The following is a 15,078-nucleotide window of genomic DNA, read 5'->3' as shown; positions in this document are numbered from 1 at the left end:
TGTAGCTGCTTCAGCCATTCTCATTAACAATTCTTATTGCGGTGACCAGGTACAAAATTTCTTAAATCATTTTGAGGATATTTAGGGCGATCGCGGGCGGGCGATCGCCCCATTTCCAGCATTTTGTTACCTCTGTATCAGCACACCATGGGAGCAGATGCGTAAGGTCATAATCATCACTAAAATCGCTCTGTTGCATATATATCAAGCACTCCAGTCATCAGAGTGCTAACTATTCGCCAGAGAATTTTTGATTTCCGTTTTAGATCACAAGAGTACGAGATGGACTACTCGTTTGAAATTCTTGGAGTTTCTCCCCTTCTCTCCTTTTTTACCCACCAACAAGAACGACAGTTTCAGCCCAAAGCCGGAGCCGCCTATGTCGGTGCGGATCGCTGTACCCTGGATGCGTTCATCGATTCGGTGAACACCATCCCCCGTCTCTACGACTGGAACCTAGACCACATTGTTGACACGGTAATCCAGTTTTGGATGAATAATGCTGATACCGTTCGTCACTGGCGATCGCGTCTCAAGGACGCAGGCGACCAAACCATCCTCGTCGCCCGTGTCTCTGACATTAATGCGATGCGTTCCGAATTCGAGCATCTCTTCCAACAGCGCAATCCATAAATCAGAAAGCGCTAGACCTCAACCGCAGCGCTACTGAAGCACGAATCATAGGGCACTCAGTAGCGCGGGTAATTTCGTGGTCTTCGGTATGATAGGGAAACGCATCATCCCCATTTTGCTCCCGATCAAACCGATGAAATCCCTCTTTCGATTCGGCTCCCTAATTTTGCTGGCTCTGTTGACGTCGGTGTTGGCGATCGCCTGCAACGTATCGGGCGATTCATCTAGCGCAACGAGCAACGTGATTAAAGTTGGCTCCAAGGACTTTCCCGAACAGTTCATTCTTGGAGAAATGTATGCGCTAATGCTCGAAAATGAGGGCTTAACAGTCGAGCGAAAGCTGAACTTAGGTGGCACTCCCGTCGCCCATGCGGGACTGCTCAATGGCGAAATTGACCTTTACCCCGAATACACCGGAACCGGATTGCTCACCGTGCTCAAGCAACCCGCCATGGACGATCCCCAAGCCGTATTCGACGCTGTCTCCGAGGGTTACAAAGCCGAGGGTCTCATCTGGCTTGATCCGGCTCCGATGAACAATACCCAAGCCCTAGCCATGACCGCTGAAAAAGCGGAGCAGCTTGAGATTCGCACCCTTTCCGACATGGCCGCCAAAGCAAGTCAACTGGTCATGATTGGCCCTCCGGAATTTGAGGTACGCGAAGACGGTCTACCCGGTCTCAAACAAGCCTACGGGCAATTCGAACTGAAGGAATATAAAGCGGTCGATTCGGGACTACGCTACAAAGGGCTGGTCGATGGCGAGGCAGATGTGGTGGTTGCCTTTGGCACGGATGGAGAAATTAGCGCCTACAACCTCGTGTTGTTAGAGGATGATAAAAAGCTGTTCCCGCCCTACCAGGTTGCCCCCGTGGTCAGGGCAGACACCCTTGAAGCCTATCCTCAAATTGCCGAGACTCTGAATGCGTTGTCTCCCAAATTAACGGATGCCGTTATGCAACACCTGAACAACAAAGTGAGCGGCAATCAGCGCGAGCCTGCGGACGTTGCCCGCGAATTCCTTGTCCAAGAAGGACTCATCACAGAGTAGGGAATCCGATATCGAGGATGAAGTCTTGAGCGAAATCAGCTTCAAGGAGGTCACGCTGACCTTCCCCGGTGCAGTTCAAGCCGCTGTGAATCATTGCAGCTTTGAGGTGAATCCTGGGGAATTCGTGGTGATTCTGGGTGCATCCGGTTGCGGTAAAACCACGCTGCTCAAAATGGTGAATCGCCTGTACGAACCGACCTCTGGGCAAATTTACTTCAAGGGAATCAATATCCGGCAACTCAATGCCACCACCCTCCGCCGCCAAATGGGGTACGTTCTGCAACAGGCCGGACTTTTTCCCCACATGACGGTAGCCCAGAATATTGCAGTTGTGCCGAAATTGCTGAATTGGCCCCGTCGCAAAATCCAGGCACGGGTGGATGAACTCCTCATGCTGATTAAGCTTGCGCCGGAGGTGTATCGCGATCGCTACCCGTCCCAACTCTCGGGCGGACAACAGCAGCGGGTTGGCATTGCTAGAGCCTTAGCGGGCGACCCAGAATTGCTGCTCATGGATGAACCCTTTGGTGCTTTGGATGCCATCACTCGCAAAACGCTGCAAGATGAACTATTGCGCCTCCAGCGGCAGCTTCAAAAAACGATTCTTTTTGTGTCGCACGATGTGGAGGAAGCGCTACGCCTCGCCGATCGCATTTTGATCATGCGCCGAGGTGAAATTCTCCAGTTTGATACGCCCCTCCATATCCTAGACAAGCCCGCCAATTCTTTTGTTCACGACTTGCTCGGCGCAGATGATCGGGTGCGTCAACTTGGATTACAGCGGGTGGATTCGGTCATGATACCGATGATGGATGATTCCATGAGCGATACAGAGCCAGCGATCGCCCCGGATGACAGCCTTCGTTCTGCCCTCTCCCTGCTCCTGAAAACCGGAGCATCTCAGCTCATCGTTCGCACCCCCGACCAAGTAGTAGGATTGATTACCCTGGAACAGATCCGTCATTCTGCCCAAGCAAAACTAGAGACGTGAGCGATCGCCCCTTCCCGCCATTCCCAAGCTTCTCAGGCTCATTCCAAATAACCACTACAAACCCAGGGGCAAGATTGCTAAGACAACCCTTCAACTCAAAACTCAAAACCCAAACCTGGCACTCCCTCCCTTTCTATAGTTCATCTAAAGTTCTTCCTCCATTTCGAAAACTGCTTTCTACCATGGGAGAACAAGGCCATCCCTGTTAAGGAGCAATGTGCGCCTGCATCAAGCCCATGAACGGGGATGTCGCAAGACCTTGTTTGATCTTGTTGAGGACCCATCATGACTGAGCAGACGACGGAACAGAATAGCAACCAGTTTGTCCACGAATACGCCCTCGATCGCGACTGTACCACCCTCTCGCGCCACGTACTGCAACAGCTTCAAAGCTTCTCCAATGAAGCCCAAGATCTCAGCGCATTAATGAACCGCATCGCCTTGGCTGGAAAGCTCATCGCCCGTCGTCTGACCCGCGCTGGTCTAGTGGAAGATGCCCTAGGGTTTACCGGACGCACCAACGTTCAAGGGGAAGCGGTCAAACGCATGGACGTTTTCGCCAATCAGGTTTTTATTTCCGTGTTTGAACAGAGCGGTCTCGTCTGTCGCCTCGCGTCCGAGGAAATGGATACCCCCTACTACATTCCCGAAAACTGCCCCATCGGACGCTACACCCTGCTCTACGACCCAATTGACGGCTCATCCAATGTTGACATCAATTTGGGGGTAGGGTCGATCTTTTCGATCCGACGGCAGGAAGGGGACGACCTCGATAGCTCTGCTCACGATCTGCTTCAGAACGGGCACAAGCAGCTTGCCGCAGGCTACATCCTCTATGGCCCTAGCACCATGCTGGTCTATTCCATTGGACGCGGCGTACATGCCTTCACCCTCGATCCCAGCCTTGGCGAATTTATTCTGTCCAGCGAAAATATTAAAGTTCCCGCCCATGGCCCCGTTTATAGTGTGAATGAAGGCAACTTCTGGCAGTGGGATGAATCCATCCGCGACTACAACCGCTATGTCCATCGCCATGAAGGCTATACCGCCCGTTACAGTGGTGCCTTGGTGGGGGATATTCATCGCATCTTGTTCCAAGGTGGCGTCTTCCTGTATCCAGGCACGGTTAAGAACCCAGAAGGAAAGCTGCGCCTGCTCTATGAGTCTGCACCATTGGCGTTTCTAATCGAACAAGCTGGAGGTGCAGCCAGCACAGGCACCCAAAAAATTCTAGACGTTGTGCCATCCAAACTTCATGCCCGCACACCTCTGATTATCGGCAGCACAGAAGATGTAGCCCTAGTAGAATCCTTTATTCGAGAAGAGGAGCGTAACAAACAAGAGGCTCTGTCCCCCTCCTAAATGGGTTTCAGACGGGTCTTACAGGGTGCATCTATGACGGACGGATCCAAAGAGAGTTGCGTTTTCCGCCGTTCTCTGGATTTTTCAGCCTATACACTGTAGGTAGAGAATATATGGTGTGGGCGTTTATAGGGCAACCCAATCAATCCTCCCGGACTTGAGCGTGCTGACGAAGTCCGGGACTGTAGATCCCGTCAAGTACACTCATGGATGCTGTTCTGGCAGGTCAAATGCTTTGGCCTCAGTGCTAGTTGTGCGTGCCGATAGCCCAATTGAATCGCTAACGGATGTGAACGGGCGCGTGCTGGCCTTGGGACAGCCCGGATCGGCTACTGGATACTACGTCCCCCTTTATGAGCTTTACGGAACAACGCCTTCGGAAGTGCGTTTAGGATCCACACCCGCCCAAATATTGGAGTGGCTTTCTCGGGGTGAGGCCGATATTGGCGCGATGTCTCAGGACGAATTTGAACGCTATCGTACCTCGGTGGATACGCCATTCCGAGTGCTGCACACCAGCCGACGGATTCCGTCCGGTTCTGTGCTGATTAGTCCCAAGGTTGACCGCAATCAGCAAGAGCTTTTGCAAACCGTGATGGGGGAAGCACTTCCGGCGATCGCCGAAGAGGCCAACTCCATTCCCAATGCCCCCCCACCGAACTATGACACGCTGATTGAGTTCATTGAGAAAGTGAAGCCGATTGAAACCAACATCAACCAAACCCCAGCACCGCTATACGTCGAGGACTAAACGCTCGTTGAAGATACCCCAAGTTTGCTACCGTTTTGAGGTGTGCGTTTTGAGTTATGCCCTGTGAATAGCGATCGCTCCCTCTTAATACCGGAATCAAGTTCAACGGTGATGGCTGATGTTGACCGTACCCTAGCCAGCTTCAGCCATTTTGGGGTTGAACTGGGTCTGGAACGAATTCAGCGGCTTCTGGCGAATTTGGGCAATCCCCAGGATCAGGTTCCGGTGATCCATGTAGCCGGGAGCAACGGTAAAGGATCGGTGTGCGCCTATCTGTCCTCTGTGCTGGTGGAAGCGGGATATCGGGTAGGACGCTACATTTCCCCCCATCTCGTGAGCTGGTGTGAGCGGATTTGGATCAACGGGGTCGAAATTACGCCCGAAGCACTCCGGGCAGTCCTCGATCAGGTGTTGGCCGCCATCCAACCCGACGCCCCTTCTCCAACGCAATTTGAGGTCATCACCGCTGCCGCTTGGCTCTACTTTGCTCAACAGCAGGTGGATATCGCGGTGATCGAAGTCGGATTGGGCGGACGATTAGATGCGACGAATGTGTGCGATCGCCCTTTGGTGAGCGTGATTACCAGCATCAGCCGCGAACACTGGCAGCGCTTGGGGCCAACCCTGGGTGACATTGCCTACGAAAAGGCGGGTATTCTCAAACCAGCCTGTCCAGCCGTGATTGGCGTGCTGCCCTCCGATGCCACCCAGGTTGTCGAACGGCGATCGCGCGAGGTTGATTGTCCGGCGGTTTGGGTACGTCCCTCGCTCGATCTCGGATCTGGACTTGCCCAATATCAGGGGATTCAATCCACACCCGTTGTCGAAGGCCAGGACAAATCCATTGTTGATCCAGACGTGGGATTTACCTATCCCCTACCGCTGCTTGGGGCACACCAGCGCATGAATTCGGCCTTGGCGATCGCCGCCTTACAGATCCTCCAAACCCAGGGTTGGACGATAACCGATGAGCAGATGCAATCCGGCTTAGCCAAAACCCAGTGGACGGCTCGGTTGCAGTGGTATACCTGGCAAAATTGCACGTTCCTAATCGACGCTGCCCATAACTCCGCAGGTGCCCTTATGCTGCGGGACTATCTCGATCAGAGCGATCGCGTTCAAACGCCGATTACCTGGGTAATTGGCATGATTAGCAATAAAGATCATGCCGAGGTTTTCTCCGCCTTGCTGCGTCCTGGAGATACGCTTCACCTCGTGCCCGTACCTGACCACATCACCGAAGCACCGACGAACCTGGCAGCGATCGCCCAAACGGTTTGCCCGGATCTCGCAGACTGCCTATGTCATAATGACGCGATCGCCGGACTCCAGGCCGCGCTCTTTTCTACCGAGAAGCCTCCAGGAACCGTCGTTCTCTGTGGGTCAATTTACATGATTGGCTATGTGCTGAAAGAAGCTCAGGGATTGACACCGGAGGGGCGATCGCAAACACCGATTTAGGTTTAGGGCGCGTATTGATTGGAGTTTGCCAGGTTCCGGAACCGGGTGTACTGCGGTTCAAACAAGAGTCGCACCGTTCCCACTGGGCCATTTCTATGTTTGGCAATGATCAACTCAGCCACGCCGCGATCGGGAGTATCGGGATTGTAGTACTCATCGCGATACAGCATCATGATTAAGTCTGCGTCCTGCTCGATGGCTCCAGATTCCCTCAAATCCGACATCATCGGGCGTTTATTCGTTCGCGATTCCACACCCCGACTCAACTGCGATAGGGCAATCACGGGCACATTTAACTCGCGTGCCAAGCCCTTCAGTCCGCGCGTCACCCGCGACAGTTCTTGCACCCGATTATCACTGCCGCTACTTTCCATCAACTGGAGGTAATCTACCAACACTAGCCCTAGCGCTCCGCCGTTTTCCGCCTGCAAACGTCGCACCTTCGATCGCATTTCGAGAATCGAGACATTGGGCGTATCGTCAATAAACACAGGCAACTGGGACAGGTTACTAATCGCGTGTCCCAGTGGCTCCCACTCTGCCTGACTAATCCGCCCTGAGCGCAACCGTCCCGTTTCAATCTGCACTTCGCTGGATAGGAGACGATAGACCAACTGCTCCTTCGACATTTCCAAGCTAAACACAGCGACGGGCAGCTTGTGATAGGCTGCAATGTTTCGGGCAATGCTCAGACACAGGCTGGTTTTACCCATCGCCGGACGACCTGCCGCAATGATCAAGTCAGAACGCTGGAAGCCTTGGGTCATGGCGTCGAGGTCGTAGAAGCCGCAGGAGATTCCGGGCAGCACTAACCCTAGAGAACGACTTTCAATATCCGAAAAGGTGCTGGTCAAAATATCGGCGGTGGACGATAGACTCTGGGTTGGTCGCACCTGGGTAATGCCAAATACTTTTTGTTCAGCCTGATCGAGGACTCGTTCAATCGGTTCACTGGTGTTGTAGCCCAGTCGCGAAACCTCGTTGCCCACATGAATCAACTGCCGCCGCAGATACTTATCCATCACGAGCTGGGCATATTGGTCAATGTTGGCGGCACTAATGGTGCAGTCGATCAACTGCGCTAGCCGATTTTGCCCTCCGACCTTATCCAAAATGCCCTGGTCGTAGAGCCAACTCGCCATGCTCATCAAGTCCGTGGGCTGCCCTTGACTATGAAGCGTGAGCGCTGCCCGGTAGATATCTTGATGGGCACTGATATAGAAGGCTTTGGGATGAAGAACTTCCGCAATCCGACCGATCGCTTCTGGATCGAGCAGGATACCGCCCAGAATCGCTTCCTCAGCATCGATATTCTGAGGAGGAAGGCGATCGCTGTAGACCTGAAAGTCAAGTTCGTGAACCATGATACGCGCCAGCCCATTCGGGTAAGGTGAGCAAACAAAGACGAAACACAGGTTAGAGATGAAGCGTCTTCCGGAAGCAGGAAAACGCTACCTGTAGCGTAGACCTCTGATTTATACCCCAAGTTTTAGCATCTGGCTAGGCACTCTGTTCATCTAATTTTGTCAAGAAACCAGCAGGAAGATTTACACGCTACACCAACGGTTTGCAGAGTGACGATCTGGGACTGATCCCGACATTCCACGCTACCCCTAGCGCATTGAGATAATTCTTATCTTGACAATCTCTTAAAAATATTTGAACAGAGGCGATCGCCTGCCCCTTGGAGTTCACAGCCCATTCTCGAATCGATTTAGTACAATCATACTATGTAAATTTTGATTTGCCGAGGCAACCGTTTCGATAGGGACAGTGGCGATCGCCTCAAGCCCGCCAGAAATCGATCACGTCATAGCCCAAATCCCCCAACATCTGCCGCAGGAGGGGCAAACTTAGGCCAATCACGTTACTATGACAGCCGATAATTTTTTCCACAAACAGCCCGCCTTTCCCTTCCAGGGCAAAACACCCCGCACAGGCTAGGGGTTCGCCGCTAGCAACATAGGCTTCAATTTGGCGATCGCTCACCATCGCGAACTGCACCTGGGTCATTTGACACCGCACCAGAGTTTTGTCCTGGGGGAGATCGATCAGCACGTGCCCCGTATAGAGTTCGCCCATCAGACCGCGCATTTGCTGCCACCGGGCGATCGCCTCCTGGGGACTGTCGGGCTTCCCATAGACATCACCATTCAGAGCCAGCACCGAGTCGCAGCCCATCACTAAGGCATGACGCTCATCGCCGCGCAGTTCCCCGGCAATCTGGGATGCCTTTGCCTTTGCAAGCTGCTGTACCAGTTCTGCCGCATTTTGATGCTGAATTTGCGACTCATCAAAGTGGCTAGGACGCACAACCGGATCAATTCCAGCCATTTGCAAAAGCCGACGCCGAGCCGGAGACGCCGACGCCAGCACAAAGGTAGGAACAGATGCCGCCATTTAGTAAACCGAGAAAGAACTCACAACCTGTTTGAAGGTATCCTTCATGCGTTCCCAGCGATCTTCGGTCGTCGAAGCATTGAAGGTGTACAGTTGCCCCCGACGAACCACCGCACTCGCCAAGTTATGCCGTTTTTGTCCGGGCAAATTAACTTCGTACTCCAGAAGATAGTAGGTTGAACCATCAACCTCGCGCTGTGCCGCACTGACGAGTTCTGCTTTGCGATCGGCGGCGTCCGAGGTCAAGACTTTTTGGGCAATCCGCTGTCCAATTTCAGTCGGTGTGCCCAAATCACTAAGGGTTTTGGCCTCAGGAACCGGGCTCATGACGACGCTGACGTTTTCCGTTTCCTGAATAATGTCATGGAAGACCACATCTGGCCCATCCGTCGCTTTGGAGTACTCCACCCATCCCGTGGGGTAGAGGAATTGGTAGCCGTCGTAGTTATCGACATAACTGTTAAAGCTTGCGCCCAACGACGAGCAACTTTGCAACCCGAAGCCAACGATTACCAACAGTACGATGGCCCATACTCGCTTGATCATGTTCGGTGCAGCCTCCCAACCCCGTATCATCAACATCCAGCAAATTACCGTTTCTTATTCTCGCATTAATTCTCCGCGAACGGGGGAAGGGCGGAGAAGATGGCCAAAACTCTCCCCCATTGAGGGTTTCTGAAACCTAGGTACGGGCGGTTTGAGCAGACCGATTCGGCTACATTCGAGGGCTAACGGCAAAACCCACCCACGCATCGGTCATTCAATCTAAACTTCGACAATGACCGGAGCGTGATCGCTAGGTTTTTCCAGCTTGCGGGGAGCAACATCAATCACGCAGGATTTAGCCGTTTCATAAAGCGGCCTTGAGAGATAGTGGTGGTCAATGCGCCAGCCTAAATTACGCCGAAACGCTGCCGCCCGATAGTCCCACCAACTATAGTGACCTGCCTCGTCGGTAAATTTGCGAAACGCATCCGACAACCCCAGCTCCAGAATCGATTGCAACGCCTCACGCTCAGCCTCAGAGGCCATGATGTGATTTTTGAGCTTTTCCGGGTCGTGGAGGTCGCGATCATCGGGGGCAATGTTGAAATCACCACACACACAAAGCTTGAGGGTCGGGTCAGCTAAAAGCGTTTCTAGATACTGCTTTAGTAGCGTCAACCAGCGCAGCTTGTATTCATATTTTTCGCTGCCCACCGAGGAGCCGTTGGGAACGTAGAGGTTAACAATTCGAATCCCATTCACCACACCCGAAATCACCCGTTTTTGAGCATCGAGGTCATTCACAACCGCCTCACCCAAAATAGCGGTAAACCCAATATCAACCGTCTCTAGGGGAGTACGACTGAGGATGGCGACCCCGTTGTAGGACTTTTGCCCGGAGATGTAAAGGTTGTAGCCCAGATCTTCGAGGGGCGATCGCGGAAAGTCGGCATCAATCACCTTGGTTTCCTGAAGGCAGAGCACGTCTACAGGATTGTCTTGCAGCCAGCCCACCAGGTGATCGAGCCGCGTCCGCACGGAGTTTACATTCCACGTCGCTATTTTCATGAGTCCTTATGGTTGCCGTTGAGTCCGACAGAAATCATACGGGGAAGTGGGGATGGGGTAAAGGGAGAGGTGAAGAAGTGAAGGGGTGAAGGGGTGGAGGGGTGGGGAGAGGGGGAAGGACTAAGAAAAGATTTGGTCTGGGCGATCGCGCTAGATTTCGAGATAGGCTCAAATCGTTCGGTATGGAAAAATCACGGCATGGAACGAACGGTTGAAGTATTAGCAGATAAGGCGGCGATGGTGGAGCGATCGCTGGCTCTAATTCTCGAACGGATGCAGACGGCGATCGCGGAGCGAGGACAGTTCACGATCGCGTTGGCTGGGGGGAGTACCCCAAAGCCCTTGTATGAGGCGATCGCCCAGCAGGATTTACCCTGGGATAAAATCCACGTCTTTTGGGGGGATGAGCGCTATGTGCCGCCCGACCATCCCGATAGCAACGAGGGCATGGCGCGTACCGCTTGGCTGGATCAGGTGCCGATGCCGCCAGAAAATCTTCACCCGATGCCGACTGGATTAGCGGATCCCGCGATCGCCGCCGCCCAGCATGATCAGGAGATTCGCACCTTCTTCCAGGTTGCCCCCGGTGATATCCCGCGCTTTGATGTGATCTTGCTTGGCATGGGGGACGATGCCCACACGGCTTCTCTTTTTCCCAACACTGAAGCGCTGCAAGTGTGCGATCGCCTCGTAACCTTAGGCAATAAATCGGGACAGCCCCGGCTCACCTTCACCATTCCCCTGATCAACCAAGCCCGGTGCGTCCTGTTTTTGGTGGCGGGTGCCAGTAAGCAGGACGCCCTCGCCCACGTCTTTGCACCAGAGGCCGATCCCCAGCAGTATCCCTCGCGATTTATTCAACCCCAGGGAGAACTGTGGTGGCTCCTGGATCAAGCCGCAGGTCAATCGCTCTCCATCGGATGAGTCTGGGTTAGCTCCTTAGGGCACTAAGACTTGTAACGTTTTCCCAGAATGGCCGCTCTGTGCAGGTAATTATTCAGGAATATGGAGAGAAATAGATTGAAGTAAGTAGGATGGATGGCGATCGCCCGTGCTTCACGCATGAAACCACACCTGAATTTAACAGGTAACCTGGATACCTAGTTTATTCACCCATCCAACGCGTTCTGTCCTACGTAGGATAGAACATAGGCTCTTACCTTAACTAGCGAAGAACGAGGAACCGCTGACCATGATTGTTTGTCCCAACTGCAATCACCAAAATCCAGATGGAGCAGTGCAGTGCGAAGCCTGTTACACTCCCCTTCCGGCGATGATTAGCTGCCCGAGTTGCGGAGCCGATATTCAGGCAGATGCAAGTTTCTGTGGGCAGTGTGGGTTTGATCTACGCACGTCTGTCCAGCCTGCTGAAGAGTCTGCTCTCCCACCCACCGTATCCCCTAGCATGGGGAGTACACCAGACGCATCTGCCGCCGTTGTTCCTGAGCCCCTGGTTGCCCCGGATCCCTTGGTTGCAGAAATTCCCCCGCCGCCTCCAGTTCCAGCCGAGGCAGAGCAGGCAAGTCCACCCAGTCACGCTCCGGCTCCCAAACCGTTTGGAGGGCAAACCCAACTCCAGACACAAACTGCGCGGCTTCTGCATGTGCAAACCAATACTGTTATTGAATTGCCGCAAAATTTAACCGTCATCCACATCGGCAAGCCCAATGATCGGATTCCGCCCGATATTGATGTCGCCGGATTCCCAAATTCGGAAATCGTGTCGAGAATCCATGCAGACATTCGTGTGGAAGGCGATACGTATTACATTGAAGATGTGGGTAGCTCCAACGGTACTTATATCAACAATTCACCGTTGTCCCTCGGCAATCGTCATCGACTTCGTCCGGGCGATCGCATCGCCCTTGGGAAAGGAGATCAAGTCACCTTCCTATTCCAGTTCTCGTGATCATAGTGGGGCGGGTCTTGTTTAGATCTCCCTCACCTAACCTGCTCAGTTCATTAACTCCCGTCCGGATTCGGTATCGCACGTGTGATTACTTTATTCCTCCTCCATCCGCTCAAGCAAATCCCAGTCCAAGTCTGGAGTTTTGAAAATGAATCTGTGATTCGGATTGGACGCTCAAGCGATAACCATGTCATTCTCTACAGTGCTGTGGTATCACGGCACCATGTTGAACTACGTCGCACTGGCGAAAAAAGTTGGGAAATCGTCAATTTAGGCACCAACGGCACCTACTTAGACGGTAAACGGGTCAACCAAATTCCCGTAGTTGATGGCGTGATCATTCGGTTGGCGCGTTCTGGCCCTAACCTGCAAATTCGGCTCGGTTCTGAAGCTCTCCAAGAGTACGACGCGCTATCGACACGAACCTATAGTCAGCAGTCGGAAAACGCCCAACCGGGGAATGATTTAGGCGAACCTCACGCCACCCTTGATCCCAATCAGTCTCCAATCTCGTCTAATGAGAAGGATACGAGTGGTCGTCCGAGCATCAATCGCTTACCAGAGCAGGCGATCGCCCCTCATAATGAAGCAACGTCTAGAGTCTCCTCCTCCCCACTGCCCCAGGGGCTATCCATCCGCCATCGCTTCATGCCCCCATCATCGTTACAGCCCGGAAACTTTGCCTCAACCGCCGCTGCCACCAAAATCACGCGAACGCTGGCGAACTCTCGGATGCTGTCACCGGATCAATGTCCCCATGAGCGGCGCGGTGCCCTATTTTGTGAGGATTGCGGTCAGCCGCTCCACGTTTTGAAAACCGTGGGTGATTATCAGCTCGTGCAGGTGTTGGGGCAGGGCGCTGTGGGCATCACCTATCTGGCCTGGTGTCGTGGACAAACGCTGGTGTTGAAGACCTTGCGCGATCGCTGGATTGGAGACCCGAAGGCTCATACCGCGCTAGAGGCCGAAGCAACCCTTCTAGGACAGATCAATCATCCCCGTATTCCCCACCTCATTGAGTTTTTGGTTGAAGATGACGTGCCCTACCTCGTCATAGACATGGTGAATGGGCGATCGCTTGCCCAGTGGGTTGAGACTAACGGTGCCGCGCCAATTAACCAAGCGGCAGAGTGGATGCGTGAACTCTGCAAGATTCTAAGCTACCTTCACACCTTCGACCCCCCGATTCTACATCGGGGCATTCATCCCTCCAGTATCATTTGCCAAGATCGCTTCTATGCCGGAAAAATCTCCCTCGTTGATTTTGGCGCGATTAAGCCTCTCCTTCTCGGTAGTGGCATCCCGCCCGATCGCACCGCCTACCTCGCACCAGAGCAGTTTTCCCTGGACGCGACCCCTGCTGCGGATTTGTACGGTATTGCACCCCTCATGGCATTTCTGATCACCAGGCAAGACCCGGTGTCTTTTTATCGACCCGTGGGTGATGTGTGGCGTTTCGTTGGGGAGGCGGTGCCAGATATTCCAGCCGCTCTGGCTCAAATGTTCACTCGTCTAACCGCCCCCAACCCTGGCGATCGCTATCAAGATGCCCTCGATCTAGAGGCAGATCTCCAAGCATTTTGCTAGCGTGGGGGAAGCATTCTCTACTCACATCCATACCTAGACCGCTATGAGCGATTACTGGGACAAAGAACTAGAGCGATTAACCTCCTCCTCAACGGAGAGCGATCGCGGCCTGAAATGGCTGATCATTGCAGCGATCGCCACTATTGTTCTCTGGCAAATTCCCTTTGGAAACTATATCCTTTACCCCTTTACGATTTTGGCAACCTGGTTCCACGAAATGGGGCACGGACTGATGGCGATGCTGCTGGGGGGCAACTTTGAGAAACTGCTCATTTTTCCCAACGGTTCCGGCATTGCCATGCATAGTGGCTCCCTGTTCCTAGGGCGTTTGGGTCAGGCGTTGGTGAATGCGGCGGGGCCAATGGGGCCTCCCGTGGCCGGAGCCGCTCTGATTCTCCTGTCCCGGGGGCGCAGTTCGACCCGCACTGGCCTGCTGGTGCTAGGAGCCGTCCTGTTAATATCCACGCTGATCTGGGTGCGATCGCTCTTTGGCTGGGTAGCCATTCCCCTGTTGGGTCTCAGCATTTTGGCGATCGCCCTCAATAGTAAACCGTGGCTGCAAGCCTTTGCGATTCAATTTTTGGGCGTACAAGCTTGTATCAGTACCTATCATCAGGTCAACTATCTCTTTACTGAAAAAGCGGTCATCAATGGCCAAATGATGCTGTCCGACTCTGGACAAATCGCCCAAGCCCTGTTTTTACCCTACTGGTTTTGGGGCGGGCTGATGGCAGTTGCGTCGTTGATCATCCTGTGGCAGAGTTTACACATCGCCTATCGGTAATCGGGCGATCGCTTCGCTAGACAGTTGGAAAAGGGTAGATAATTCTATGGCGCGTGCGGATCAAATCTACGCCATGCGGCATTTTGGAGCCATGGAGGGCATCTATGAACACCACGGCATCGACTGCGGCGATGGTAACGTCATTCACTACCACAAACCGGAAGGGCGAGACGCGATTATTTCCATTACACCGCGCGATCTCTTTGCCCGTGGAGGCCCCATTTACACCAAACATCAGCCCGTTAGTCTGATTGCCGCCGACGTGATTGAACGCGCCCACAGTCGCCTGGGAGAAACCCAGTATGATTTGCTAACGAATAACTGTGAACACTTTGCCACCTGGTGCAAAACGGGTCGCAGTGAAAGTGACCAACTCCGCCGATTTGGGTTAGGAACCCAGGGATTTACGCTGTCGGAGATGCGCGAACTCATGGAACAAAACTCGCGTGATGCCTCACGATCGCAGGCGATCGCCCTTTTTCAGCAATCCCTAGATAATGCAACCCTGGCGCAACAACAGATCCAACGCCAGTACGACCAAGCGTTTAACGAGATGGACACCTGGCACCGAGCCGCTCAGCTTGCCCTAAAACAG

16 protein-coding genes are annotated in these 15,078 nt (G+C 53.4%); 11 read left to right on the top strand and 5 right to left on the bottom strand.

Annotation, left to right across the window (positions count from 1 at the left end; translation table 11 throughout):
* Positions 1-61 precede the first annotated feature (61 nt).
* Entirely contained in the window at positions 62-199 is a 138-nt protein-coding gene (locus tag IGR76_08290; protein MBF2078506.1) for a hypothetical protein, read from the bottom strand.
* A gap of 83 nt (positions 200-282) precedes the next feature.
* Here IGR76_08290 and IGR76_08285 point away from each other — a divergent pair, with 83 nt between their 5' ends.
* From IGR76_08285 to IGR76_08260, 6 genes are all read left to right on the top strand, one after another.
* Complete coding sequence (locus IGR76_08285; protein MBF2078505.1) at positions 283-633, top strand: hypothetical protein; 351 nt, start codon at positions 283-285, stop codon at positions 631-633.
* Positions 634-766: 133 nt separating this feature from the next.
* Positions 767-1,684, top strand: coding sequence for a quaternary ammonium transporter (locus IGR76_08280; protein MBF2078504.1), 918 nt, complete (start codon positions 767-769; stop codon positions 1,682-1,684).
* A gap of 25 nt (positions 1,685-1,709) precedes the next feature.
* Positions 1,710-2,675 (top strand): ABC transporter ATP-binding protein, encoded by a 966-nt coding sequence (locus tag IGR76_08275; protein MBF2078503.1) that lies wholly within the window; start codon positions 1,710-1,712, stop codon positions 2,673-2,675.
* Between the two features lie 285 nt (positions 2,676-2,960).
* Positions 2,961-4,037 (top strand): class 1 fructose-bisphosphatase, encoded by a 1,077-nt coding sequence (fbp, locus tag IGR76_08270; GenBank protein MBF2078502.1) that lies wholly within the window; start codon positions 2,961-2,963, stop codon positions 4,035-4,037.
* 235 nt (positions 4,038-4,272) lie between these two features.
* Positions 4,273-4,788 carry a PhnD/SsuA/transferrin family substrate-binding protein gene (locus IGR76_08265; GenBank protein MBF2078501.1) on the top strand — a complete coding sequence of 172 codons (516 nt, stop codon included), beginning with the start codon at positions 4,273-4,275 and terminating at the stop codon, positions 4,786-4,788.
* 111 nt (positions 4,789-4,899) lie between these two features.
* Positions 4,900-6,249, top strand: a complete 1,350-nt coding sequence (locus tag IGR76_08260) for a bifunctional folylpolyglutamate synthase/dihydrofolate synthase (protein ID MBF2078500.1) — start codon at positions 4,900-4,902, stop codon at positions 6,247-6,249.
* Positions 6,250-6,251: 2 nt separating this feature from the next.
* On the opposite strand, the gene dnaB is transcribed toward IGR76_08260, so the two are convergent.
* From dnaB to xth, 4 genes are all read right to left on the bottom strand, one after another.
* On the bottom strand, positions 6,252-7,613 hold the full coding sequence (dnaB, locus tag IGR76_08255; protein MBF2078499.1) for a replicative DNA helicase: 1,362 nt from the start codon (positions 7,611-7,613) through the stop codon (positions 6,252-6,254).
* Between the two features lie 421 nt (positions 7,614-8,034).
* The gene (gene maf / locus IGR76_08250) at positions 8,035-8,649 is read right to left on the bottom strand and encodes a septum formation inhibitor Maf (GenBank protein ID MBF2078498.1); all 615 of its coding nucleotides are present in this window, start codon (positions 8,647-8,649) and stop codon (positions 8,035-8,037) included.
* Positions 8,650-9,195 carry a photosystem II reaction center PsbP family protein gene (locus IGR76_08245; GenBank protein ID MBF2078497.1) on the bottom strand — a complete coding sequence of 182 codons (546 nt, stop codon included), beginning with the start codon at positions 9,193-9,195 and terminating at the stop codon, positions 8,650-8,652.
* Positions 9,196-9,414: 219 nt separating this feature from the next.
* Positions 9,415-10,203 carry an exodeoxyribonuclease III gene (gene xth, locus IGR76_08240; protein MBF2078496.1) on the bottom strand — a complete coding sequence of 263 codons (789 nt, stop codon included), beginning with the start codon at positions 10,201-10,203 and terminating at the stop codon, positions 9,415-9,417.
* A gap of 198 nt (positions 10,204-10,401) precedes the next feature.
* Between xth and pgl the strand changes: the two genes are divergently transcribed.
* The 5 genes from pgl to IGR76_08215 form a co-directional block, all read left to right on the top strand.
* The gene (gene pgl, locus IGR76_08235) at positions 10,402-11,127 is read left to right on the top strand and encodes a 6-phosphogluconolactonase (protein ID MBF2078495.1); all 726 of its coding nucleotides are present in this window, start codon (positions 10,402-10,404) and stop codon (positions 11,125-11,127) included.
* Between the two features lie 268 nt (positions 11,128-11,395).
* Complete coding sequence (locus IGR76_08230; GenBank protein MBF2078494.1) at positions 11,396-12,112, top strand: FHA domain-containing protein; 717 nt, start codon at positions 11,396-11,398, stop codon at positions 12,110-12,112.
* 84 nt (positions 12,113-12,196) lie between these two features.
* Positions 12,197-13,699, top strand: coding sequence for an FHA domain-containing protein (locus IGR76_08225; GenBank protein ID MBF2078493.1), 1,503 nt, complete (start codon positions 12,197-12,199; stop codon positions 13,697-13,699).
* A 43-nt stretch (positions 13,700-13,742) separates the two neighbouring features.
* On the top strand, positions 13,743-14,483 hold the full coding sequence (locus IGR76_08220) for a M50 family metallopeptidase (protein ID MBF2078492.1): 741 nt from the start codon (positions 13,743-13,745) through the stop codon (positions 14,481-14,483).
* 46 nt (positions 14,484-14,529) lie between these two features.
* On the top strand, positions 14,530-15,078 hold a 549-nt coding region (locus tag IGR76_08215; GenBank protein ID MBF2078491.1), incomplete at its 3' end, for a lecithin retinol acyltransferase family protein.

This window comes from Synechococcales cyanobacterium T60_A2020_003 (assembly GCA_015272205.1).
GTDB lineage: Bacteria > Cyanobacteriota > Cyanobacteriia > RECH01 > RECH01 > JACYMB01.
This window is presented reverse-complemented; position numbering and strand designations above follow the sequence as displayed.